The organism is Hafnia sp. HMSC23F03 (assembly GCF_001816025.1).
In the GTDB taxonomy this organism is placed as follows: Bacteria; Pseudomonadota; Gammaproteobacteria; order Enterobacterales; family Enterobacteriaceae; genus Hafnia; species Hafnia paralvei.
The window spans coordinates 250,225-273,194 of record NZ_KV824214.1 but is presented as its reverse complement, the minus strand read 5'-3'; the positions used below and the strand labels follow the sequence as shown (position 1 = coordinate 273,194).

Below are 22,970 nucleotides of genomic sequence, written 5' to 3'. Positions count from 1 at the left end.
AAGGGTGGCTGTGGCCACCTTTTTTTATGAATTTCTTTTGTGAAGTGACTACCAGCAAAAATAGCCTAAGCGAGCATACTTAGAGACCTAGCCCTGTTTGTGGGGCGACGTTAGGGACTATGACGATGACGATGACGTGGCAAACGCATACGGTTTTTAATCAACCCAATCCCCTAAGCAACAGTAATCTTTATCTTTCCGATACCCCTTTGCAAGAGGCCGTTGTCCGTGAGCAGGCGGGATGGGATAGCGCTTTACTCAGCGCCGTTGGTCTGCAGCTTGGATCTGCCGAGTCACTCGAGCTTGGTCGGATGGCGAACGCCAATCTACCAGAACTTTTACGATATGACGCGGCTGGGCGCCGTGTGGATGAGGTGCGTTTCCATCCATCGTGGCATATGTTGATGCAGGGACTGACAGAAAATCGGGTGCATAACTTACCTTGGCAGAACAATGCGGTTAGCGGATCTTTCGCTGCCCGCGCAGCGCGTTTTTTACTGCATAGTCAGGTTGAGGCTGGCACGCTGTGCCCGATAACCATGACATTTGGTGCTATCCCGCTGCTGCAAAAATGCCTGCCTACGTCAATGAATGGTTGGCTGATGGGATTGGCATCCAATCGTTATGATCCACACTCGCTGCCCGCAGAGCAGAAAAAGGGTTTGCTGATTGGGATGGGAATGACGGAAAAACAAGGCGGTTCAGATGTCCTCACCAACACGACACAGGCAATTGCTCTGGAAGGTAAGGGAAGTGGCAAGCCTTACCGTTTAGTGGGGCATAAATGGTTCTTCTCCGTACCTCAAAGTGATGCTCACCTAATTTTGGCTCAGGCCAGCGGCGGTATTTCCTGCTTTTTTGTTCCTCGTATTCTTCCTGATGGAACGCGTAACGCGATCCGCATCGAAAGGCTGAAAGAGAAGTTGGGTAATCGCTCAAATGCCAGCGCTGAAGTTGAATTTCAGGATGCCACTGGTTGGCTATTGGGCGATGAGGGCGATGGTGTACGTCTGATATTACAGATGGGAAGTGCGACTCGTTTTGATTGTGCGCTCGGCAGCCACGGTCTGATGCGTAGAGCTTTCACCGTTGCTTTTTATCATGCCTTACAACGGCAAGCATTTGGCAAATCATTGGCAGAGCAGCCGCTGATGCGTCAGGTATTGGCTAAAATGGCACTCAGGTTGGAAGGGCAAACCTCGCTGTTATTTAGGCTCTGCCGCTCTTTCGAGATGCCTGATGTCCAAGGTGAAAGGCTGTTTGGCCGCTTGATGACGCCTGCGGCAAAATTTGCTGTTTGTAAGCAAGGTATCCCCTTTGTTGCTGAAGCCATGGAGGCTTTAGGAGGCATCGGTTATTGCGAAGAAAGTGAACTGCCTCGTCTGTATCGAGAGATGCCGGTGAACAGTATCTGGGAAGGTTCTGGCAATATCATGTGTTTAGACGTATTAAGGGTGTGGCGTAAAAATCCGCACATGGAGGAGATGCTGAGTCTGGAGCTGGCTGACGTAAAAGGACAGAACGTGTTATTGGACAAGGCTTGGCGAAATTTGCTCAAGCGACTGCATAATCCGAGTGAAGCACAAGCCCGAATCATCAGCGATGAGTTATTTAATATTAATGCAGCGGCACAACTGCTGCGCTTTGCGCCTACAGAGGTGGCAGAGGCGTGGTGTCAGCAATATTACGCATCCGATGGTGCAAGCGTGATCGATAATCGAACTCAGGATCTTTTGTTACAGCGAGCGATGGGGCTTGCCTGCTAGGAGCACTACGTTAGCTGTAGAGTGCCGCCGTGACATGCCAAGTATGCTGCGGCATATTTTCATCCATACTCAGGATGCGGTAGTAACTCGCTCCTTGCTCATCGGCTTTTAGTGCAATGAGGCGCTCAACATCGTGCGGTTCGCCCACAATCCCTTGTACTGAGATCACGCCGACTTGGTTTAGCCCTGTGGTGAGATCGGCATTCACGTTTTCCGCGGACTGAGCGGTTGCGCTGATTAAGCCAATAGAAAGCAGCAGGGTAGTGAGTACAGGGGATCTATTCATCAGCGAACTCCTTATGCTTATTTCATCATCCAGATTAAAATATTAAGGTGTGTTAACGTCTCCATAACACCGCGATCATAAAAAAAAGTCTACGCACTTTGCCTAATAATGAGACAGAACGCGTAGACTTTTATCGATGCCTTGTAAAATTTGTTAAATAAAACCTGCAGTTTTATTTATATAAAATGGCTTGAGCGTACCACTGTCCCGGTACACCGGTCTCATCCACCATGATCACGTAATAGTAAGTTGCACCAGCTTCATCGGCTTGTTTTTGCAGTACTTCTTGAGCATTCATCGGGCTGCCATATACCTGAGCACTTATTGTCCTCATGCGCGTTAGCGTGCTGGTTTGATCGCGACGAATTTCCTGTGCGTGTGAGCTCGGCGCTGGTGGTGGAACGGGCTTGCTGTTCATCACGCCACAGGCGGTTAAAAACAGCGTAAAGAGGATTACGAGGGAAAGTTTAATTTTTTTCATCCTGATGGCCTGCGGTAGTTAGGCAAGTCTTTCAATTGTATCCTGTATGACGCGGAAATGACCAGTAAGCACGCGGGAATTCACCGGTAGTTCATAACTTAGAACCAGAAGTGATTGTTTCTGCTAAGCCTCCGGCTCATTATTTGTCACTTAATCGCAAAACTCGGGAGGATAAAAGAATGATTGAGATGTTTGATGAAGTGGTCGATGGGCTTCCTGTTTTGCATGCCGCGCCGGCGGGTAAGCAGGGGCAGCCTTTACCAACTCTCTTTTTCTATCATGGTTTTACCTCTTCTAAAGAAGTGTATTCCTATTTTGGTTACGCATTTGCGAAAGCGGGTTTTCGCGTTATTTTGCCTGAGGCCAATTTGCACGGTTCGCGTTTTAACGGCGACGAGGCATACCGTATGGCTCATTTCTGGAACATTCTTAGATCAAACATAGATGAACTGCCGGCCATTTATCAGCATTATCAGCGGCAGGGTTTAATTTGGGACGATCGGGTTGGCGTGTGCGGCGCATCCCTGGGGGGAATGACAACGCTGGGGGCAAAGGTGCGCTATCCGTGGATTCAGGCTGCAGCATCATTTATGGGCTCGGGTTATTTCGAGTCCTTGTCACAAACGCTCTTCCCTCCGTTTGACGTAAAAACCGTTGAAGATCGCCAACGACTTAGCGATGAGCTGGGTTTTTTAGCTGAATATGACGTTAGTCACCAGTTGGAAAAATTGGCAGATAAGCCATTACTTATTTGGCATGGTTTGGCTGATGATTTGGTGCCAGCCGAGGAGAGCCGGCGTTTAATCCGCGATCTGGCGGAACAGCGTTTGTTGGAACATATTCGCTTTGAAACTGAAGCCTCGATTGGACATAAAATTACGGTTTCTGCCTTAGATGTGGGCGTGCAGTTTTTCTCTCGCCATCTATAAGGTAAAAAAAAGCCCCGTATGATGGGTGTCATAAGGGGCAACGTAGCGATGTTTTCGTTGTTATTATTGGCAGGGTTGTCACAATTTTTTGTTGGCTTTTTCTCTGGTGTGGCACGCGTTGTTTGTTCTAATAGAAACCTATTTTAGCGGAACAGGGCTGCACTGACGTGCATCTGACCGTTGCTTTCAGGCTCATGCATTACAATCACCTGATAATATTTTGCGCCTTGAGCGACAGCTTCCTGCTGTAGTTGCGGTAGTGCTTCCTGCACGTTTTGTACGTCATGGTTTACGCTGACTACTGCGTATTGATTGGCAATCAGCGAGTTTGCCTGACGGCCTGTAATCTCAGTTGCTGCGAGTGCGTTGGTGGCGGCAAACAGGGTCAATGTCGTCACGAGGGCGATGATAGATTTCATCGGATTCTCCTCAATCTTATTGATATACGTTGAATAACTTTTCGTAAAGCACGTGTGATGTGAACAGCATTATCCGTTGCCGATATAACTAGTTTAGTCCTCATTTATTCAATTGATAGCTACATTTTTTGCTCTCCAAATTCAAAAAAACTGAATATCTTTAGCCATAAATGCGGAGTGTCTGATTCCGTACATCCAAGCTGCAAATTTAGACCTGATTCGCTCTCGACAATAATTTCACCAATTGCCTTGAGTTTCCTACCCCACGCAAGTATGATTACGCGTCATTTTTCAGCCGCACACAAACACGTTCCTTGCCTCCATGGGCCGCGGCTGACCCTATCAGGAGGCTGAATAATCCGTAAGGAGCAATTCGATGCGTCATTACGAAATCGTTTTTATGGTCCATCCTGACCAGAGCGAACAGGTTCCGGGCATGATCGAGCGTTACAGTGCAACCATCACTAACGCTGCTGGTCAGATTCACCGTCTGGAAGACTGGGGCCGCCGTCAGCTGGCTTACCCGATCAACAAACTGCACAAAGCCCACTACGTTCTGCTGAACGTTGAAGCTCCGCAGGAAGCGATCGATGAGCTGGAAACTAACTTCCGCTTCAACGACGCCGTTATCCGTAGCATGGTTATGCGTACTAAACACGCGGTAACCGAAGCTTCACCAATGGTTAAAGCGAAAGACGAACGTCGTGGCGATCGCCGCGAAGACTTCGCTAACGAAACCGCTGATGATGCTGATGCTGGGGATTCTGAAGAGTAATTGCTGCAATGACCTCAAATCGTCTGGTTTTGACTGGCACAGTGTGCAAAGTTCCCATTCGAAAGGTCAGTCCCTCTGGGATCCCGCACTGTCAGTTTGTGCTTGAGCACAGGTCGATACAGCAGGAAGCCGGATTTAGCCGACAAGCATGGTGCAGAATGCCTGTGATTGTTAGCGGACAAGCATTTCAAGCAACTACCCACAGATTAACGGTCGGCAGTATGCTAACGGTTCAAGGTTTCATTAGTAGCCATCAAGGCCGCAATGGTTTGACCAAGTTAGTGTTACATGCCGAGCAGATTGAATTGATAGATTCTGGAGACTAGCCATATGGCACGTTATTTCCGTCGTCGCAAGTTCTGCCGTTTCACCGCGGAAGGCGTTCAAGAGATTGACTATAAAGATATCGCTACGCTGAAAAACTACATCACCGAAAGCGGTAAGATTGTACCAAGCCGTATCACCGGTACCCGTGCGAAGTACCAGCGTCAGCTGGCTCGTGCTATCAAGCGCGCACGTTACCTTTCTCTGCTGCCATATACTGATCGTCATCAGTAATCGGCTGCTGTCCATTAACGACTTTAAGAGGATAAGGTAATGCAAGTTATTCTGCTTGATAAAGTAGCAAACCTGGGTAGCCTGGGTGATCAGGTTAACGTTAAAGCAGGTTACGCACGTAACTTCTTGGTTCCACAGGGCAAAGCTGTTCCTGCAACTAAGAAAAACATCGAGTTCTTCGAAGCACGCCGTGCTGAACTGGAAGCCAAACTGGCTGACGTTCTGGCAGCTGCTGAAGCTCGTGCTGCTAAGATCAACGAACTGGGTGCTGTAACCATCGCTTCTAAAGCGGGTGACGAAGGCAAACTGTTTGGTTCAATCGGTACTCGTGACATCGCTGATGCAATTACTGCAGCCGGTGTTCAGGTAGCGAAAAGCGAAGTTCGCCTGCCGAATGGCGTTCTGCGTACTGTTGGTGATCACGAAGTTCACTTCCAAGTACACAGCGACGTATTCGCACAGCTGAATGTCGTTGTAGTTGCAGAGTAATAGCTGAAAAGCTGTTAACGATGTAACTCGTCAAAGCGCCGGCCTTGTGCCGGCGTTTTGCATTCTATTCTGGTTCTCCCCAAATAGAAAAACGGCGTAAACTATCATGAGTTCTATACAGGAGGATCTCATGTCAGCCGTTATCCATGTAGCTCGCGTTTATGACGCTCCCCCCCCATACCCCGCCAATACATTTCTGACCGATCGTCTATGGCCCCGTGGTATTTCCAAGGCTCGTCTTGAGGGCGTTGAGTGGCTTAAAACCGTTGCACCCAGCAGCGATCTTCGTCATGCGTTTCACGAACAACGGGTGTCTTGGGATGAGTTTGGTGTTTTATATCGCGCTGAGCTTGATGCTAATGATGCCAGAGATGCTTTGCTCGCCATTTTAAAACGTGGCGAACCACTCACGCTGCTGTACGGTAGCCGAGATGAACAGCACAATCAGGCCATTGTGCTGCGTGAGTATCTGCTGGAAAGAGTGAAATCTTAGCGAATGCGGCGGAAGCTGCCATCAGCCTCGCGACGGAACTCAATTTGCTCGTTGCTAATGGTTTCAATTTTTAACGCAATCACTTGTCCTTGGGCGTTATGTTGAATCTCAACTTCCTGCCCCGCTTTTAAATTGCTCAGCGGTTTATCGTTGCCTTCAACCTGCGCCATCGCAAACACATCATTGACATTCAATTGGTTGTCGCGGAAAAGCTGAGCCAAGGTTTGCCCTGCTTGAATGTGATACTCCTGCCAGCCATTTTGCTCGGCTTGGCTGATATTCTCTACTCGCGGCGGTGGAGGAGCGTCATTGTTATTCATACCCGCCTGCATAGGGACGTCGTTTTCCTGCTGCGGTTCAGAGGAGTAACGTGAGTCTTGAGGATCTGAATAAGGCCAGAGAAGTGACAGCAGAAGTACCACTGTGGCGACAATCACCCAGCGGCGGTGGAAAGCGGGTAATGGCTCCATCCAATCGAAACGGTCAGGCATATGCCATAGGTTATAGAGATGCTGTGTAACGACTTTCAGCTTATCTGACAGTTTGGAAGACATAGGACGCTCCGTTTCCTGATCCTGCGGCTCCTGTAGTGTTGGGGAGTTCCGCTGACGTAGGTTGAGCCATGTACGCAATATGGGTTGATAAACCCTCGTACTTCTTCTTCTCCTGGGCGTGATTCTGCCCATGATGACCTCTCTTGATGGTGCCTTAGTCGCTAGCGTAGAGAAAATCGACGCGAAATGACAGGTTAATACTCTGAAAATAGATATATACAGAGCTGGTGTAATAACCTGCATTTATCTTATCAAGTAAATGAACTGTTATTGTTTCTTTTTAATCGACAAAAGTCATCCTTCTGGATGCAAGATTTTACCCTAGGCTCCAGCGCTGCTATGCTTCGCCTTCTACATTTTAAAGATTAAAGGAAACACCATGTCGACCCCTTCTTTTGACAGTATAGAAGCGCAAGCAAGTTATGGGATTGGTCTGCAAGTCGGCCAGCAACTGAATGAGTCTGGTCTGGAAGGTTTACAGCCTGAAGCCCTGTTGGCAGGCCTGCGTGATGCGATGGAGGGGAATGCTCCGGCGGTTCCTGTTGAAGCCGTTCATCGTGCGCTGCGTGAGATCCACGAGCGTGCTGATGCGGTACGTCGTGAGCAGCAGAAAGGCTTAGCGGAAGCGGGTCAGAAATTCTTGGAAGAGAATGCCAAGAATGATGATGTCACCGTTACTGAATCTGGCCTGCAATTTAAAGTGCTAGAAAAAGGCGAAGGTACTATTCCGGCTCGTCAGGATCAGGTGCGTGTTCACTATACGGGTCGTTTAGTTGACGGCACCGTATTTGATAGTTCTGTTGAACGTGGCCAGCCTGCTGAGTTCCCAGTTAATGGCGTGATCCCAGGCTGGATTGAAGCACTGACCATGATGCCAGTCGGCTCAAAATGGCAGCTGTATATCCCGCATAACTTAGCCTATGGGGAACGCGGCGCAGGTGCAGCAATCCCGCCATACAGCGCATTGGTATTTGACGTTGAATTGCTGGAAATCCTGTAAGTCAGGCGATTAAGCAGCGTTGAATAAGACGAAAGCCGGCATTTGCCGGCTTTTTGCTTTTTTTATAACGGTAGGGCAATGGTTTCATTCGCCGCGCAGCGCGCGTGGGAATAGCAGGTTATTCTCGAGGCTGATGTGTTCCATCAGATCGCTAATAAATTCATTAATGCCTGCATACAGTGCCTGCCAGGTATTGCATGCACCTTCAGGTGGAACGATGTTGTTTGTCAGGAATTTGATCACTTCTAACTGTTCACCAGCCTCATCATGTTCGCTTTCCATTACCGAAATGGGTCCACCGGCTTGAGCCCCCATACCCTGTTCAATCAGGGGGAATAAAATACGTTCTTCCTTCATCATATGTTGGCTGAGATCTTGGTAGGTAAGGTTCAGCTGTTTAGCTAAGCCTTTTGGGCAGGCAGGTTTTTCCGCATGTACTCGTTCAACCTTTTCAGCCATAAGAATCAGTTCAGGCAGTTGTTCGCGGTGGCGATCGTGATAGCGCTTAACGATAAACGGCGTAATTTCTGCTAGCGGTGTATTCCGCCAGTCGTGCGCGGTTTCATTATTTAGTTCATTTTTTAGGTTTTCCAGCGCAGCCTCGAGTTCATCGACATTGAGGTTTTTCTTGGTCGCCACACGTAGCAGCGTTTGTTTGCCACCGCAGCAAAAGTCCATGTCATGCTGGCGGAACAGAAGAGTGGCGCGTGGAATGGTAATTGCTAATTCGCCCAGTGATAAATCGCGTAGTGCCATGATGAACTTCCTCTGAGTACCTAAAATTTATAAAATGCATTTTAAATGCACTTTATAAAATAAGCCATAACTCTTTGGGGGTTGTTCTGGGTTTTGCAATACTGATACAAACTTTAGGTAAGGAGTTTAGATGTTTACCCACTGGCTAAAATTGTGGAATTTGCAGGTCGATGGCGAGCTGATTAAGACGCATAACGCTCAACTCTTGCCGGTATTATGTGATGGCGCACCTCTGATGTTGAAACTGGCAGGGGTAGAAGAGGAGCGCCGCGGTGCTGAACTGATGCAGTGGTGGAACGGAGACGGCGCGGCTCAAGTGGTAGCGCGGCAGGATGACGCCTTGCTGATGGAGCGTGCATGTGGTTCGCAAAACCTGATGAGCATGGTTAAGAATGGCCAAGACGATGAGGCAAGCGAAATTATTTGCCGTGTGATATCTCGTTTGCATCGTGCTCGAACATACCAAGCGCCGCCATTGGAAACGTTATCCCAGCGTTTTGGCGCATTGCGCAATGCCGTGCTACAAAGCCACGATCCGCTGTTGTCTCTCTGTGGAGTAATGGCTGAGCAGCTACTTTCAGACCCCCTTGAGGAAGTGGTGCTGCACGGTGATATTCATCATGACAATATTTTGGATTTCGAAGCGCGGGGCTGGTTGGCAATCGATCCCAAAGGTTTATACGGTGAACGCGGCTATGACTATGCCAACTTATTTTGTAATCCAGAGCTATCAATAGCGACGAAGCGGCCGCGATTTTTACGCCGATTAGAGGTGGTGACCCAAACGGCAAAAATCGAAAAACAGCGATTGTTGATGTGGATTATGGCTCATGCCGGTTTGTCTGCCGCGTGGTTCTTAGAAGACGATGATTTGGATTTATTTGCCGGAAGAATGGCTATTGCCAAGCTAGCGGCAGATGAAATGGGTTGCTAAAAACCCCCACTAGAGTGTAGTGGGGGCTAAGGTTATTTCTGCAGGTTAATCTGATAAAGCGCAAAGCCTAAGCTATCCTGCCCTTTGTTCGTCAGCGGATACTGAGCATTTTCAGTGATGAATTTGCTGGCCTTTTCACTTGGCGAAGTTTCAAAGCGGATGTCTAGCGGCGTTTGGCTGCTAATTTTCGCCAATCGCCAGTTGTTATCGACCTGTGGTGTTACCGCACCATGTTTTTTAGTTTCAGCGCGAATGTAATCAGCCAGCACTGCACGGTTTTCATCGGGTGACGCGAACGCAATATGTTGGTCACCGGTGCCTGCAAATTTCCCGCCGTAGGCGCGATAGTTGTTGGTTGCGATCAGGAACTGGGCTTTAGGATCAATAGGTTTTCCATTGAACGTAAGGCCTTTGATGCGCTCTGATTTTGGATTAATTAAGGCACATTCGCCGTCATAGCGAGCAGGTTGGCTAACATCCACCTGATAATTCACGCCATCAATAATGTCGAAGTTATAGGTGCGGAAACCATCCCAGTTGATGAGCTCCTGCGGCTTGTTACTGTTGACGTCTATTTGGTTGTATTGTCCTGCGGAGCACTCTAGCCACTCTTTCACATCGGCACCGCTGACTTTTACCACCACCAGCGTATTTGGATATAAGTAAAGATCGGCGGCATTACGGAAGGTCAACTGGCCCTTTTCAACTTCAACATAGCTAGCCGGATCGTTTTTACGGCCGCCGACTTTAAATGGTGCAGCGGCTGATAGCACGGGAATATCGGCTAAATCGGGATCGCCCTGAATATAGTGTTCTACATAGGCGCGCTGGGCATTATTGACGATTTGCACCGTTGGATCGTCTTGAATCAGCGCCAGATAGCTATACATATTGCCGTTGGATTTGCCGATAGGCTGGCTGACAAAATCACGGGTGCCCTTATGATCTTCTTTTAGCACCTTAACTAAAGAGGCATCCTCGGCGGCTAACGATTTTTTATTAGCCAGATCGTAAATTGGGCGAGCCTGTGCTTTGGCATCTTCAACGGTCCATTTGCCTTGATCGTTGTTGATGACCAGATCGACCAAACCTAGATGATCTCCCCACTGCCCAGGCATCACAGCTGGAATACCGTTAAGTGTCCCTTTATCAAGATTGACGCCTTTGATATCAGCAAAATCTTTGCTTGGGAACACAGCATGGGAGTGGCCAAACATGATGGCATTGATATCAGGTACCTGGCTCAAATAGTAAACTGAGTTTTCTGCCATAACTTGGTAGGGCAGACTGGATAAGCCTGAGTGGGGAATAGCGACAATCAGGTCAGCGCCTTCTTTTTTCATCTGTGGCACATACTTGCGAGCGGTTTCCGTGATGTCATTCACCTTCACTTTGCCAGCCAGATTAGCTTTATCCCACGTCATGATCTGCGGTGGTACAAAACCAATGTAGCCGATGCGTAGCGTATGCATTTTCCCATCGCGGTCTTTTACCTGCTTTTCTGCGATGAGGTAAGGTTTCCAAATTGGCTCACCGGTTTTTGCATCAACCACGTTGGCATTGATATAAGGGAATTTTGCGCCAGCTTGAGCTTTCTTCAGATAATCCAGCCCATAGTTAAACTCGTGGTTACCGATGTTTCCTACCGTGTAATCCAGCGTGTTCATGGCTTTATAAACTGGATGTACTTCTCCCTTTTTTAACCCCTTTGACGCCATGTAGTCACCCAAAGGACTCCCTTGAATCAGGTCACCGTTATCAACTAAAACACTGTTGGTGGCTTCATGGCGAGCGTCGTTGATGAGGCTTGCGGTGCGTACTAGGCCGAACTTTTCAGTTGGCTGATCTTTGTAATAATCGAAATCCATCATATTGCTGTGCAAATCGCTGGTTTCGAGGATACGTAAATCAACGGTGGCAGCCTGTACCGAGCCGGCAATGAGTAACGCTACCAGCGAGTAAGAGAAGGGACGAGCGGACATGGTAATCTCCATGAGTGTATTTATGACAAGCATCGCAACTAAACGTGTAATTTCGATGAAGGTATTCCCAGAACTGTGAACTCTGCCAGATAAAGAAAGAGGTGTCCGTGGGGGAGTTCACAGATGAGGCGTGGTTATTTGGGGAGGGGATAAGGTTTTGTACGTGAGTATATAGGTAGCGTAAGTGAAAGATGGCTATTCACCGCAAAAAAAACTAGTCTTCTAGAAGAAGCCGTTGTTTAAAGAGGTAAATATGTTAGAGCAAATTTCCCGACTGGCGCGTGAAGCCGGAGAGGCAATAATGGCGGTCTATCAAGACGATAAACCTCTTAATGTTGAACATAAATCTGATGATTCACCGGTCACGGCAGCTGATCTTGCTGCACACAGGGTGATCCGCGATGGGCTGTTGCAGCTAACGCCAGAGATCCCATTGTTGTCTGAAGAAGATCCTCCGTCGTGGGAAATTCGTCAGCATTGGCAGCGTTATTGGCTGGTTGATCCTTTAGATGGTACCAAGGAGTTCATTAGCCGAAACGGTGAGTTCACCGTGAATATTGCGTTGATTGAAAACGGTATTCCGGTGATGGGCGTGGTTTACGCTCCGGTCAATGACGTGTTGTATAGCGCAGAGCACGATAAAGCGTGGAAAGAAGAGAAGGGTGTTCGTGAGCAAATTCATGTGAGCAACGCTATACCACCGCTGGTGGTGGTGAGTCGCTCGCATGCGGATGATGAGCTAAGAGACTATTTAGCGCAGCTGGGCGATCATCAAACGGTTGCTGTTGGCTCATCGCTTAAATTCTGTTTGGTTGCAGAAGGTAAGGCTCAGCTTTATCCGCGATTTGGACCCACTAATGTTTGGGATACCGCTGCTGGGCATGCTGTCGCGCGGGCTGCAGGTGCGAAAATTCATGATTGGCAGGGGAAGACGCTGGATTATACCCCGGCAGAATCTTTCCTGAATCCGGGGTTCCGCGTTTCTATATTTTAGTTTTTAAGAACCTAACAGCTGATGCAGCAGGGCCATGACCTGCTGCACTTCCTGCGGCGTTAATGCGCCATCTTTTGCAAATTTCACGTTTCCTTGTTTATCTAACACCACGATAGCGGAACCTTTCGGCTGTAGATCCCACGCCTTTTTGGCAGCACCGGTGTCATCCACGATAAACTGTGACCAAGGGAATTCTTTCTTACTACTTTCTAGGCTGCTACGAACAAACGGCCCTGTGCCGATGATGGTGTCGTCGGTATTCACAATGGTGGTCGTTTGGTATTTATCATGCGGCAAACCCGCTTTTTTAATGGCTTCAATCAAGGGGTCATTCATGTCTTTGGCAGACGTACGACCAGCAATATGCTGGATAACGCGAACCTTTCCACCAAGCTGAGCGGAATTCCAGTTTTTATAGCTAAACTCGTTGTTTTGATAATTGAGTTCGCCACGGTCACTGATACCCACTGGTGCGACGCGCTGATCCTGCTGGAAGTTGTGCGCGGATACTGACATGGATAACAGTAGCAGAGGAAGAAGATAGTGTTTTTGTCGTTTCATGCAGGCTCTCTAAATAAACAGTCAGAGTGATCGTGTCAAAAGCATAGATTGTGATCGGAGGTCTGTCCTGTTTTGATGTGTTAGTGAAAGTTTTATTCTGTAAGGCCAAAACCCCATTTTTAGCGTGATTATTTCATACTGGGTATGACTTTTTGCATACCATTCTGTCAGTTGAGGTAAATATAGTGAAAAATAGCGCTTAATGGGAACCCAAAGTTGTGAATAGGGTCTATATTTATAGTCCATTACGCGGATAGGGTGAGTGCAGCCGTTTTGGCTGAGTGAATTTTTATACCCTGCCGCATGTCATTACCGGGAGGTAAACACAACAATGAAAATCTTCCAACGCTACAATCCGCTTCTTGTTGCCAAGTATGTGAAAACCCTGTTTCGTGGACGGTTGTACATCAAGGATGTCGGCGCTTTCGAGTTCGATATGGGGAAGGTTCTTCCTCCGAAGGTGCGAGACAAACGCCATCTCAGTGCGATGTCTGAGATTAATCGTCAGGTAACGCGACTGCAGGCCGAAATGGCATAGGCAGATTGGGAAGAGCTCCCAGCAGTGTTAGTCCAGAGTAAAAATGATAACGGCCCTTACGGGCCGTTTGTGTTTTTGTTGTACCGCGGATTTAAGCGGTCAGTGAAGCACGATGGTTACTAGGGATTGGCTTCTTTGGCTTTCTCTAGATCGCCTGCGGCATCAGGAATAATAGGCGCAGGGCGTTCGGTCAAACGTGTAACCAGCAATTGGTCGATCTTATAGCTATCGATATCAACCACTTCGAACTTATAACCAGCGTATTTAACGTAGTCAGTCCGTTTTGGGATTTTGCGCAGCATATACATCATGAAACCACCGATGGTTTCATAATTGCTGTTTTGCGGGAATTCTTCGATGTCCAGTACGCGCATGACGTCGTCAATAGGCGTAACGCCTTCAACCAGCCAAGAGTTTTCATCACGGGCAATAATCTGCTCTTCTTGGCCTTGACCAACCAGATCGCCCATTAGCGTGGTCATGACGTCGTTCAACGTGATGATACCGACTACCAGCGCATATTCGTTGAGAATAATGGCGAAGTCTTCACCCGCGGTTTTAAAGCTTTCCAGCCCTTCAGATAGGGTCAGCGTATCTGGGATAATAAGCACGTTACGGATCTGCACACCGCTGCTCAGTACCAGACTCTGGTTACCCAGCACTCGGTTAAGCAGGTCTTTCGAGTCAACGTAGCCAACCACATGATCGATTGCGCCATCACAGACCAAGAACTTGGAGTGAGGATGAGTTGAGACTTTCTCTTTAATGCTCTCTTCACTTTCGCTGAGGTCGAAGTAAATGATGCTTTCACGCGGCGTCATAGAAGAAGGAACCGTGCGCGATTCCAACTCAAATACGTTTTCGATGATTTCGTGTTCCTGCTTACGCAGTACGCCTGCAAGCGCACCTGCCTCAACGACGGCATAGATATCGTCGGAGGTAATGTCGTCTTTGCGCACCATCGGCAACTTAAACAAGCGGAAGATCATATTGGCAAGGCCGTTAAAGAACCACACCAAAGGTCTAAATATCAACAGACAGAAGCGCATCGGGTTGACGATCCGAACGGCGACCGTTTCAGGGGCGATCATACCGATGCGTTTCGGTGTTAGGTCGGCAAATAAAATAAAGCAACTGGTGACCAACACGAACGAACAAACAAAGCTGACCTGTTCCGAAATTTCTGGCGACATAAAGCGGTCAAACAGAATGCGGAAAGTTGGAGAGAATGCAGCGTCACCGACGATACCACCAAGGATAGCAACGGCGTTTAGCCCGATTTGAACTACGGTGAAGAAGTAACCTGGCTGTTCTTGTAGTGCAATGACACGAGATGCGTTGATATCACCTTCGTCAGCCATTGTTTTCAGTTTCATCTTGCGAGAGGCGGCCAGTGAAATTTCCGAGATGGAAAAAAAGGCGCTTATCGCGATTAATATCAGGATCAGTAAAATACTGTTTAACATAATTTATCCGCTTCGACCGGTGTTGGTTCCGGGGAATAGTGAAGGGCAGTGATTAATAGAAATTTAACAAAATACGACATAGTCTTTGCGTACTACATCGCGCACTAACTACTAGTAATAGGGCCACATTTCTGTGACCCACGTCTAGTATAGCAGCAGCCATGAGAAACCAGCTAGCGATTAAAAGGTGCTCACTTCGTCATAAGCCATTGCTATTAGCCAATTTTAATGGCGAAACAAGCGACCTTCAATCCTAAAGCTGAGGTGGCAGGCAGATGCCAATACCACCCAAACCGCAGTAGCCATGCGGGTTTTTATACAAATATTGCTGGTGGTCATCCTCAGCGTAGTAGAACGGTTTGGCGGCACTGATTTCTGTCGTAATTTCACGAGAATCGTTGGCTTCACGCATGGCTTTCTGGAAACGCGCTTCGCTGGTTAACGCTTCAGCTTGTTGTTGAGGCGTTAACACAAAGATCGCAGAACGATATTGGCTACCAATATCATTTCCTTGGCGATCCCCCTGCGCCGGATCGTGGTTTTCCCAGAAGAGCTCAAGCAGTTTTGCGTAGCTAATGATTTTTGGGTCGAAAACGATACGAACGGCTTCAGCGTGTCCGGTTTGACCTGAGCAGACTTCACGATATGTTGGATTAGGCGTAAAACCGCCGCTATAGCCTGCTGCGGTGCTATAAACCCCCTGCTGTTGCCAAAACAGGCGTTCTACGCCCCAGAAGCATCCCATCGCGAAAATGGCTGTTTCCATACCTTCTGGTACTTCTGTCATAGAATGGCCGTTGACCGCATGTGTTTTCGCGATGGGCATTGGTGTGTTTCGACCGGGTAATGCCTGCTCAGCAGTCAGAGTTTGGGTGTTGTGAATTGTGTTTGCCACAGGTGGCTCCTGTCTTAGATTTATACATCACGTTGTGGTTATATCTATAACTTTGGTGATTGCACTTTTGTAATCAATTCGGTCATTAGTTGTATCTCATACTTACTTTGCGCACAATATGCCTAATTATTGCAACCATGTTACTAATGGCAATGCAAACTAGTGCAATTGCACATTTTTGAGTTCCGTCAGATAGCAGTCCCCCTGACAGGCGGAATGTTTTACAGGTAGGGTTAAACGTTAGGAGTTCGCGTGCCACGATTTCGTGTCTTTGGCTTTATATGCCTATTTTTGGCATCCCCATTGGCCAATGCAGCGCAAGTTCGCTTAAAGGTTGAAGGTTTAAGCGGGTCGCTCGAACAGAACGTACGAGCCAGTCTTTCCACCATCGAAAGCGATGAAGTCAGCAATGATGGCCGTTTTCGTGCCCGTGTTGATGAGTCTATCCGTCGTGGGCTGAAAGCGCTCGGCTATTATCAACCGACAATTGACTTTGATTTTCAGGATCGTAAACCGCCTGAGCGTCCGCTATTGATCGCGAAAGTGAAGGCGGGTGAGCCCGTGCTTATTGCTGGCGTTGATGTGAAAATCCAAGGGCAGGCGAAGGATGATGAAGCCTATAAAGAGCTTTTGAAAACCGGCGAGCCTAAAATTGGCACCGTGCTTAATCACGGTACCTACGATAGCTTTAAAAATTCGCTGACGTCTATCGCGGTGCGTCGAGGTTATTTCGATGCCACAATGCCGGTACACCAACTCGGCGTGATTGAAGATGAGCGCAAAGCATTTTGGGATATCGATTTTGACAGCGGTAAACGTTACCGCTTTGGTGATGTGACTTTCGAAGGATCGCAGATCCGCGAAGAGTATCTGCGCAGTTTAGTGCCTTTCAAACAGGGCGAATATTATACGTCAGAAGAGCTGGCTGAGTTTAGCCGCCGCTTGTCAGCGACTAACTGGTTTAACTCGGTCGTCGTTTCCCCTGATTTCAAACAGGTTACGCCAGAAAAAGAGCTACCGTTAGACGCCGTGCTTTCACCAAAGGTGCGTAATACCGTAGAGCTCGGCGGCGGTTATGCTACCGACGTCGGCCCACGCGTACAGGCAACGTGGAAGCGACCGTGGGTAAACTCTTATGGCCACAGCTTCGAGACCTCGCTTAACCTTTCAGCCCCAGAACAAACAGCGGATTTCAGTTATAAAATTCCTCTGCTGAAGAATCCAATCGAGCAATATTATCTGTTGCAGGGCGGATTTAAGCGTACCGATCTCAACGATACCGAAGAAGATACCACGACGTTGAACGTGGCGAGATATTGGGATCTTTCGAGCGGTTGGCAGCGTTCGGTTAACCTGCGTTGGAGCCTTAACCACTTTACGCAGGGCGAAGTCACCAACGATACCATGCTGCTCTATCCGGGGATCATGTTGAACCGAACCCGTTCGCGTGGTGGATTGATGCCGGTGTGGGGAGATAGCCAACGTTATTCATTTGATGTTTCTGATACCACGTGGGGATCGGACGTCGATTTTGCTGTAGTACAGGCGCAACAGGTTTGGATCCGAACCCTAGCCGAAAAACATCGCTTTGTTGTGCGCGGTAACGTGGGGTGGATTGAAACCAATGACTTTGAAAAAGTCCCACCAAACCTGCGTTTCTTCGCCGGTGGCGATCGCAGCATTCGTGGCTATAAATACAAATCCATTTCGCCGGAAGATAGCTCCGGCAAGCTGACCGGTGCCTCTAAGCTGGCGACGGGCTCATTAGAATATCAATATAACGTCACTGGGAAATGGTGGGGAGCCACCTTTGTTGACTCTGGTGAAGCGGTGAACGATATCAAACGTAGTAACTTCTACACTGGCGCCGGTGTTGGCGTGCGCTGGGAATCTCCGGTTGGTCCCATCAAGCTAGACTTTGCGGTACCGGTTGGGGACAAAGACAACCACGACCTACAGTTTTACATCGGATTGGGGCCTGAACTATGAGACGTGTTATCAAATTCAGCCTGATCTTTCTGCTGGTTGTGGTGCTACTGGTGGTGGGTCTGATTGGAACAGTCATCAGTACACCGGGTCTTCATTTTGTTATCAACAGTGCGGCGCGTTGGGTTCCGGGATTAGATATCGCGGGAGTGACCGGCGGCTGGCGTAATCTAACGTTAACCGGTGTTTCCTATCAGATGCCGGGCGTGAAAGTGAAGGCCGGAGAATTCCATCTAGCGGTTGATGTGGGGTGCCTGAAAAAAAGTGAGCTGTGTCTGAATGCGCTGACGGCGAATCAGATCGATGTTGCTATCAACACCCAAGAACTCGCTCCGTCAGAACCTGCTCCAGAAGAAACCAACAGTGAACCACTGACCGAGCTGAAAGCGCCTTATCCGGTTGCGATTCGTTTACTGCGGATCAATAACGTGCACGTTACCGTCGATGATACCGCCATTTCACTGGATGAGTTTCGCACTGGTGCCGAATGGCGAGATCGCAGCCTGACGCTGTTGCCGACTCATATTCAATCTCTGCTGGTGGCGTTACCGAAAACGCCTGCTACACCGGTTCAGGATCAGGTCGTTGCCGTTGCTATCAAAGATAAGCCAGTCACTCAGGCTGCCATGGATGCGGCGGCCGAGAGTGCTAAACAGGCGGCGAGTGACGCTGCGGAACACGTGGCGAAACAGGTCGTCAAGCCAGAGCAGGCCAAGGCTGATGCGCAGAAAGAAGCTCAGGCCGAAGCGGAAAAGACGGCGCCAGAGAAACCATTAGGAGAAGTGCTGGCGGAGCTATTTGCTAAACCGCTACTTCCGGATCTGCCTGAACTGCGTTTGCCATTGGATCTTACCGTTAAGCGTATTTCCGGTGACCAACTGCGTGTTACCGGTGATAGCGACATTGTGGTGAATACATTGTTGGTGAGAGCCGTCACTAAAGACAGTGCGTTACGTTTACATACGCTCGAGGTTCGCTCGCCGCAGGGCAATGTGTCGATGCATGGTCAGGCGACGTTGAGCGATCAATGGCCGATGGATTTCCGTCTGAATGCAGATCTGAACGTTGATCCCGTCAAGGGCGAAAAGCTGAAGTTAGGTATTAAAGGCAACCTGCGCGATGTATTGACGCTTGATGCGAATCTCTCTGGTCCGTTGAAAGCCACGCTGGCGGCTGAAACTCAGTTGGCTAAGGCAGGTCTGCCTCTGGCGCTGACCTTAGAAAGCCCTGGAGTACAGTGGCCGCTGACGGGAGCCTCTGAATATCAGGCAAAAAACATCCGAGTGCGCCTGAACGGTAGTGGAAAAGATTACGCGCTATCAATGCGTACGGATATCAGTGGCAATGAGATCCCAGCAGCTAAAATTACGCTGGATGGTAAAGGCACCGACCAGCAGTTTAATTTGAACCGCCTACGTGTTGCCGCGCTACAGGGGAATACCGATTTATCGGCGCTGGTTGACTGGAGTAAGGCGATTAGCTGGAAAAGCAAGCTAACCTTAGACGGCATCAATACCGCGAAACAATGGCCTGAGTGGCCCGCGAAGCTGAATGGCAAGATTGAAACTCAGGGGAGTCTGTACGGTGGTAATTGGCAGCTACGCGTGCCAGTGCTTCAGCTTGCGGGCAACGTGAAGCAAAATCAGGTTGATGTACGTGGCAACCTGACGGGAAATCAGGCTGGGCAGTGGAAAATCCCTGAAATGCATATCGGTCTGGGGCGTAACAAGATTGATATCACCGGCGAGCTGTCAGATAAGTGGGCATTAGATGCGGTTATCGATGCTCCGCGCCTTGATGGCAACCTGCCTGGATTAGCGGGAACCGCAAAGGGTACGCTGAAACTGCGTGGTAATCTTAAGGCGCCGCAGGTACTCGCCGATCTCACCGCGTCTGGTTTGCAGTGGCAAACGCTGACGATCAACCGCGTTAAGCTTGACGGCGATGTTCGCTCCGCTGAACAAATTGAAGGTAATTTGAATGTGCGTGTCGAACAGCTTAAACAGGATGATTTCCTGATTAGCTTACTCACACTGGACGCCAAGGGCAGCGAGAAACAGCATCAGCTACAGTTGAAAATCAATGGCGATCCCATTTCAGGACAGTTAGCGCTGAAAGGCAGCTTCGATCGAGCTACAGAACGTTGGCAGGGAACGTTAAACGATACTCGCTTTGATACTCCGGTGGGTGAGTGGCGTTTGACGCGTCCTATTGCCCTCGACTATCTCAATGCCCAGCAAAAAATTAGCGTTGGCCCTCACTGTTGGCTGAACCCGAATGCCGAAGTTTGTGTGCCTAAGACCATAGAAGCGGGAGCCAGTGGTAATGCCAGCGTAGTGCTTAACCGTTTTGATTTGGCGATGATTAAACCGTTCTTAGGCCCAGACACTGCGCTAAATGGCGTGTTTACCGGTCGCGCGGATGTGAGCTGGAAAGAGGGAGAAGCATTACCTGAAGCAAAAGTGACTCTGAGTGGTAAAGGGGTCAAGGTTCAACAGGTCGTGCAGGGGAACTCGCTTCCTATTGCTTTTGATACGTTGAATTTGAACGCCGCGCTGAATCATGGTCGTGCTCAGCTTGATTGGCTGATCAAGATTGCCGGTAACGGCCAGTTAGACGGTAATGTGCAGGTTGCCGATCCTCAGGGGCGGAGAAATCTGTCGGGGAACGTTAATATCAAGAACATTTCGTTGGCGATGTTGAATCCAGCATTGATGTCCGGCGAAAAAGCACAGGGTATGCTTAACGCGGCTCTCCGTTTAGGGGGTAATGCACAGCAGCCACAAATTTATGGTCGTATGGCGCTGGATAAGGTGGATATTGACGGTCAGTTTATGCCGTTTGATATTACCGACGGTAATTTGGCCGTGAACTTCGAAGGGATGAGCTCAGCGCTGCAAGGGGTGATTAAAACGTCTCGCGGTCAGCTAAATCTCACCGGTAACGCTGATTGGCGCGTGATTGATGCGTGGCGAGCGCAGATCGCAGTGAAAGGAGAGCGTGTTCGCATAACGGTACCGCCGATGGTGCGTTTAGATGTCTCACCGGATATTGTGTTTGAAGCAACGCCGAAAATGTTTGCCCTGAATGGTTCAGTTGCCATTCCATGGGCTCGCATCACGGTGCAGGAATTACCGGAGAGTGCGGTCTCAGTATCTTCGGATGAGGTGATGCTGAATAACGATCGTCAGCCGATCAAACCAGCAACGGCGTCTATTCCGATCAATAGCAACCTGAACATCAGCATTGGGCCGAATGTTCGCTTGGACGCGTTTGGTCTGAAGGCGAGATTGCAGGGTGATCTGAAGATGGTGCAGGATGAGCACGGACTCGGTTTGAACGGCCAGGTGAACATTCCTGAAGGGCGTTTTGCGGCTTATGGACAGGATTTGCTGATTCGTAAAGGGGAACTTATCTTCTCCGGACCGCCAGAACAACCGCTGCTCAATATTGAGGCAATTCGTAATCCAGATGCTACGGAAGATGATGTTACTGCCGGTGTTCGTGTCACAGGGCTTGCCGATCAGCCGAAACTAGAAGTATTCTCAGATCCTGCCATGTCACAACAGATGGCTTTGTCTTATCTGCTGCGTGGTCAGGGATTAGAAAGTTCGGGCACGGACAGTAATGCGATGACTTCAATGCTGATTGGTATGGGGGTCGCGCAAAGTGGGAAGCTGGTGGGTAAAATCGGCGAAACATTTGGCGTAAGCAATTTATCTCTGGATGCTCAGGGCGTTGGAGACAGCTCACAGGTTGTGGTGAGTGGTTATGTACTACCAGGATTACAGGTAAAATATGGGGTAGGGATATTTGATTCGTTGGCAACGCTGACGCTACGTTATCGCCTGATGCCTAAATTATATCTGGAAGCGGTGTCTGGACTCGACCAGGCACTCGATTTGCTCTATCAGTTTGAGTTTGAGTGATGCGAATTATTGTATACGGAAGTCTACGTCGTAAGCAGGGTAACAGTCACTGGATGACTAACGCTATGCTGCTAGGTGAACATGAGCTCGAAGGCTACGAGATGTACGATCTCGGGCATTATCCAGCGGTAGTGCCTGGCGAAGGCAAAGTCTTTTGCGAGGTTTATCGCATTACCTCTTCTATTTTAGCCGAGCTGGATGACTTAAAAAGCAACAGTAAGGACTATCGTAGAGAGCTAATCAAAACGCCATTTGGCAGCGCATGGATCTATATCTATCTATATTCGGTAGAAGGTTTACCGCGTATTAAATGCGGTGATTGGCTGAAGCGTGGTCAGGAGTGCGACGAATAAAACGTTGCTTTCCGACCAGAAAGACATAAAAAAACACCGCCATCAGGCGGTGTTTTTTTCGTGCGGAGAAAAACAATTATTTGTTTTTAGCGCGCTCGAAAGAGGCAACGATTTCAGCTTTAGCCGCTTCAGCGTTGTCCCAACCTTCAACTTTAACCCACTTGCCTTTTTCCAGATCTTTGTAGTGTTCAAAGAAGTGGGAGATTTGGGCACGCAGCAGTTCAGGCAGATCGTTCACATCTTTGACGTGATCGTATTCTTTGGTCATTTTGCTGTGTGGAACAGCAACCAACTTCGCATCTTCACCTGCTTCGTCAGTCATTTTCAGCACGCCAACTGGGCGGCAACGAATAACTGAGCCAGGCTGCAGTGGGTACGGAGTTGGAACCAAAACGTCAACCGGGTCGCCGTCCAGAGACAGAGTGTGGTTGATGTAGCCGTAGTTGCATGGGTAGAACATGGCAGTAGACATGAAACGGTCAACGAACAGGCAGCCAGTTTCTTTGTCTACTTCATATTTGATTGGATCAGCGTTAGCTGGAATTTCGATAACTACGTAGATATCTTCTGGCAGGTCTTTGCCAGCAGGGACATTAATCAAGCTCATGTCGGTTTCCTTTAATCAAACCAGAAATGGAGTGACGGCTATTATAGCGGTCACTCCACAAATGAACAGCCTATACCCGTCATACTTGACGTTGCATCTGTGTTGACTGCGTTCGTTCACCCGAATCACTTACTCGAGTAAGTGATTCGGGACTCACTCCCTTGCCGCCTTGATGTAACTCCAATTATTTGGGGTATATACCCGCCATACTTCAAGCTG

The 22,970-nt window shown here is 48.7% G+C and carries 24 protein-coding genes; 14 read left to right on the top strand and 10 right to left on the bottom strand.

Annotated features, from left to right (window positions below):
* Window positions 1–131 precede the first annotated feature (131 nt).
* Window positions 132–1,766 (top strand): isovaleryl-CoA dehydrogenase, encoded by a 1,635-nt coding sequence (locus HMPREF3091_RS06980; RefSeq protein ID WP_070715257.1) that lies wholly within the window; start codon window positions 132–134, stop codon window positions 1,764–1,766.
* A gap of 10 nt (window positions 1,767–1,776) precedes the next feature.
* On the opposite strand, the gene HMPREF3091_RS06975 is transcribed toward HMPREF3091_RS06980, so the two are convergent.
* Complete coding sequence (locus HMPREF3091_RS06975) at window positions 1,777–2,052, bottom strand: YdgH/BhsA/McbA family protein (RefSeq protein WP_004093632.1); 276 nt, start codon at window positions 2,050–2,052, stop codon at window positions 1,777–1,779.
* Window positions 2,053–2,224: 172 nt separating this feature from the next.
* Window positions 2,225–2,533 (bottom strand): biofilm peroxide resistance protein BsmA, encoded by a 309-nt coding sequence (gene bsmA / locus HMPREF3091_RS06970; RefSeq protein WP_004093636.1) that lies wholly within the window; start codon window positions 2,531–2,533, stop codon window positions 2,225–2,227.
* A gap of 179 nt (window positions 2,534–2,712) precedes the next feature.
* On the opposite strand from bsmA, the gene yjfP reads away from it, so the two are divergent.
* Window positions 2,713–3,462: an esterase gene (gene yjfP, locus HMPREF3091_RS06965; RefSeq protein WP_070714966.1), complete on the top strand. Its 750-nt coding sequence runs from the start codon at window positions 2,713–2,715 to the stop codon at window positions 3,460–3,462.
* A 143-nt stretch (window positions 3,463–3,605) separates the two neighbouring features.
* Here the strand turns inward: yjfP and HMPREF3091_RS06960 are convergent, their stop codons facing one another.
* Window positions 3,606–3,881, bottom strand: coding sequence for a YdgH/BhsA/McbA family protein (locus HMPREF3091_RS06960; RefSeq protein ID WP_004093640.1), 276 nt, complete (start codon window positions 3,879–3,881; stop codon window positions 3,606–3,608).
* Window positions 3,882–4,257: 376 nt separating this feature from the next.
* On the opposite strand from HMPREF3091_RS06960, the gene rpsF reads away from it, so the two are divergent.
* From rpsF to HMPREF3091_RS06935, 5 genes are all read left to right on the top strand, one after another.
* A complete protein-coding gene (gene rpsF / locus HMPREF3091_RS06955; RefSeq protein WP_004093642.1) occupies window positions 4,258–4,656 on the top strand; it encodes a 30S ribosomal protein S6 in 399 nt (132 codons plus the stop codon).
* Window positions 4,657–4,664: 8 nt separating this feature from the next.
* Window positions 4,665–4,982, top strand: a complete 318-nt coding sequence (gene priB / locus HMPREF3091_RS06950) for a primosomal replication protein N (protein WP_008814855.1) — start codon at window positions 4,665–4,667, stop codon at window positions 4,980–4,982.
* Window positions 4,983–4,986: 4 nt separating this feature from the next.
* Entirely contained in the window at window positions 4,987–5,214 is a 228-nt protein-coding gene (rpsR, locus tag HMPREF3091_RS06945; protein ID WP_000135199.1) for a 30S ribosomal protein S18, read from the top strand.
* A 39-nt stretch (window positions 5,215–5,253) separates the two neighbouring features.
* Window positions 5,254–5,703 (top strand): 50S ribosomal protein L9, encoded by a 450-nt coding sequence (rplI, locus tag HMPREF3091_RS06940; RefSeq protein WP_004093647.1) that lies wholly within the window; start codon window positions 5,254–5,256, stop codon window positions 5,701–5,703.
* Window positions 5,704–5,833: 130 nt separating this feature from the next.
* Window positions 5,834–6,196: a DUF488 domain-containing protein gene (locus HMPREF3091_RS06935; RefSeq protein WP_070714964.1), complete on the top strand. Its 363-nt coding sequence runs from the start codon at window positions 5,834–5,836 to the stop codon at window positions 6,194–6,196.
* Here the strand turns inward: HMPREF3091_RS06935 and HMPREF3091_RS06930 are convergent.
* Window positions 6,193–6,882 (bottom strand): OapA family protein, encoded by a 690-nt coding sequence (locus tag HMPREF3091_RS06930; protein WP_070714961.1) that lies wholly within the window; start codon window positions 6,880–6,882, stop codon window positions 6,193–6,195. The two genes, HMPREF3091_RS06935 and HMPREF3091_RS06930, sit on opposite strands and share 4 nt — an antisense overlap.
* Before the next feature lie 247 nt (window positions 6,883–7,129).
* Between HMPREF3091_RS06930 and HMPREF3091_RS06925 the strand changes: the two genes are divergently transcribed.
* Entirely contained in the window at window positions 7,130–7,750 is a 621-nt protein-coding gene (locus HMPREF3091_RS06925) for a BamJ family beta-barrel-assembly machinery protein (RefSeq protein WP_004093653.1), read from the top strand.
* Window positions 7,751–7,834: 84 nt separating this feature from the next.
* On the opposite strand, the gene ytfE is transcribed toward HMPREF3091_RS06925, so the two are convergent.
* Window positions 7,835–8,506, bottom strand: coding sequence for an iron-sulfur cluster repair protein YtfE (ytfE, locus tag HMPREF3091_RS06920; RefSeq protein ID WP_070714959.1), 672 nt, complete (start codon window positions 8,504–8,506; stop codon window positions 7,835–7,837).
* 130 nt (window positions 8,507–8,636) lie between these two features.
* Here ytfE and HMPREF3091_RS06915 point away from each other — a divergent pair, with 130 nt between their 5' ends.
* A complete protein-coding gene (locus tag HMPREF3091_RS06915) occupies window positions 8,637–9,440 on the top strand; it encodes an aminoglycoside phosphotransferase family protein (protein ID WP_070714957.1) in 804 nt (267 codons plus the stop codon).
* A gap of 32 nt (window positions 9,441–9,472) precedes the next feature.
* On the opposite strand, the gene HMPREF3091_RS06910 is transcribed toward HMPREF3091_RS06915, so the two are convergent.
* Complete coding sequence (locus HMPREF3091_RS06910) at window positions 9,473–11,434, bottom strand: bifunctional 2',3'-cyclic-nucleotide 2'-phosphodiesterase/3'-nucleotidase (RefSeq protein ID WP_371328679.1); 1,962 nt, start codon at window positions 11,432–11,434, stop codon at window positions 9,473–9,475.
* 241 nt (window positions 11,435–11,675) lie between these two features.
* Here HMPREF3091_RS06910 and cysQ point away from each other — a divergent pair, with 241 nt between their 5' ends.
* A complete protein-coding gene (gene cysQ / locus HMPREF3091_RS06905; RefSeq protein WP_004093666.1) occupies window positions 11,676–12,416 on the top strand; it encodes a 3'(2'),5'-bisphosphate nucleotidase CysQ in 741 nt (246 codons plus the stop codon).
* Window positions 12,417–12,419: 3 nt separating this feature from the next.
* Here the strand turns inward: cysQ and HMPREF3091_RS06900 are convergent, their stop codons facing one another.
* Window positions 12,420–12,977, bottom strand: coding sequence for a YtfJ family protein (locus HMPREF3091_RS06900; RefSeq protein ID WP_070714953.1), 558 nt, complete (start codon window positions 12,975–12,977; stop codon window positions 12,420–12,422).
* Between the two features lie 331 nt (window positions 12,978–13,308).
* Between HMPREF3091_RS06900 and HMPREF3091_RS06895 the strand changes: the two genes are divergently transcribed.
* Complete coding sequence (locus HMPREF3091_RS06895) at window positions 13,309–13,515, top strand: DUF1107 domain-containing protein (protein WP_004093669.1); 207 nt, start codon at window positions 13,309–13,311, stop codon at window positions 13,513–13,515.
* A gap of 119 nt (window positions 13,516–13,634) precedes the next feature.
* On the opposite strand, the gene HMPREF3091_RS06890 is transcribed toward HMPREF3091_RS06895, so the two are convergent.
* Window positions 13,635–14,981 carry a polyamine export protein PaeA gene (locus tag HMPREF3091_RS06890; RefSeq protein ID WP_004093671.1) on the bottom strand — a complete coding sequence of 449 codons (1,347 nt, stop codon included), beginning with the start codon at window positions 14,979–14,981 and terminating at the stop codon, window positions 13,635–13,637.
* 253 nt (window positions 14,982–15,234) lie between these two features.
* Window positions 15,235–15,864 (bottom strand): peptide-methionine (S)-S-oxide reductase MsrA, encoded by a 630-nt coding sequence (gene msrA / locus HMPREF3091_RS06885; protein WP_153188508.1) that lies wholly within the window; start codon window positions 15,862–15,864, stop codon window positions 15,235–15,237.
* A gap of 264 nt (window positions 15,865–16,128) precedes the next feature.
* On the opposite strand from msrA, the gene HMPREF3091_RS06880 reads away from it, so the two are divergent.
* Genes HMPREF3091_RS06880 through HMPREF3091_RS06870 form a run of 3 tightly spaced genes read left to right on the top strand, consistent with a single transcriptional unit; the run spans window position 16,129 to window position 22,144 of the window.
* A complete protein-coding gene (locus tag HMPREF3091_RS06880) occupies window positions 16,129–17,865 on the top strand; it encodes an autotransporter assembly complex protein TamA (protein WP_035503572.1) in 1,737 nt (578 codons plus the stop codon).
* Window positions 17,862–21,791, top strand: coding sequence for an autotransporter assembly complex protein TamB (locus tag HMPREF3091_RS06875; protein ID WP_070714949.1), 3,930 nt, complete (start codon window positions 17,862–17,864; stop codon window positions 21,789–21,791). The genes HMPREF3091_RS06880 and HMPREF3091_RS06875 overlap by 4 nt, the downstream gene beginning before the upstream one ends.
* Window positions 21,791–22,144, top strand: a complete 354-nt coding sequence (locus tag HMPREF3091_RS06870; RefSeq protein WP_004093677.1) for a gamma-glutamylcyclotransferase family protein — start codon at window positions 21,791–21,793, stop codon at window positions 22,142–22,144. The genes HMPREF3091_RS06875 and HMPREF3091_RS06870 overlap by 1 nt, the downstream gene beginning before the upstream one ends.
* 76 nt (window positions 22,145–22,220) lie before the next feature.
* Here the strand turns inward: HMPREF3091_RS06870 and ppa are convergent, their stop codons facing one another.
* Complete coding sequence (gene ppa, locus HMPREF3091_RS06865; RefSeq protein WP_004093679.1) at window positions 22,221–22,751, bottom strand: inorganic diphosphatase; 531 nt, start codon at window positions 22,749–22,751, stop codon at window positions 22,221–22,223.
* Window positions 22,752–22,970 lie beyond the last annotated feature (219 nt).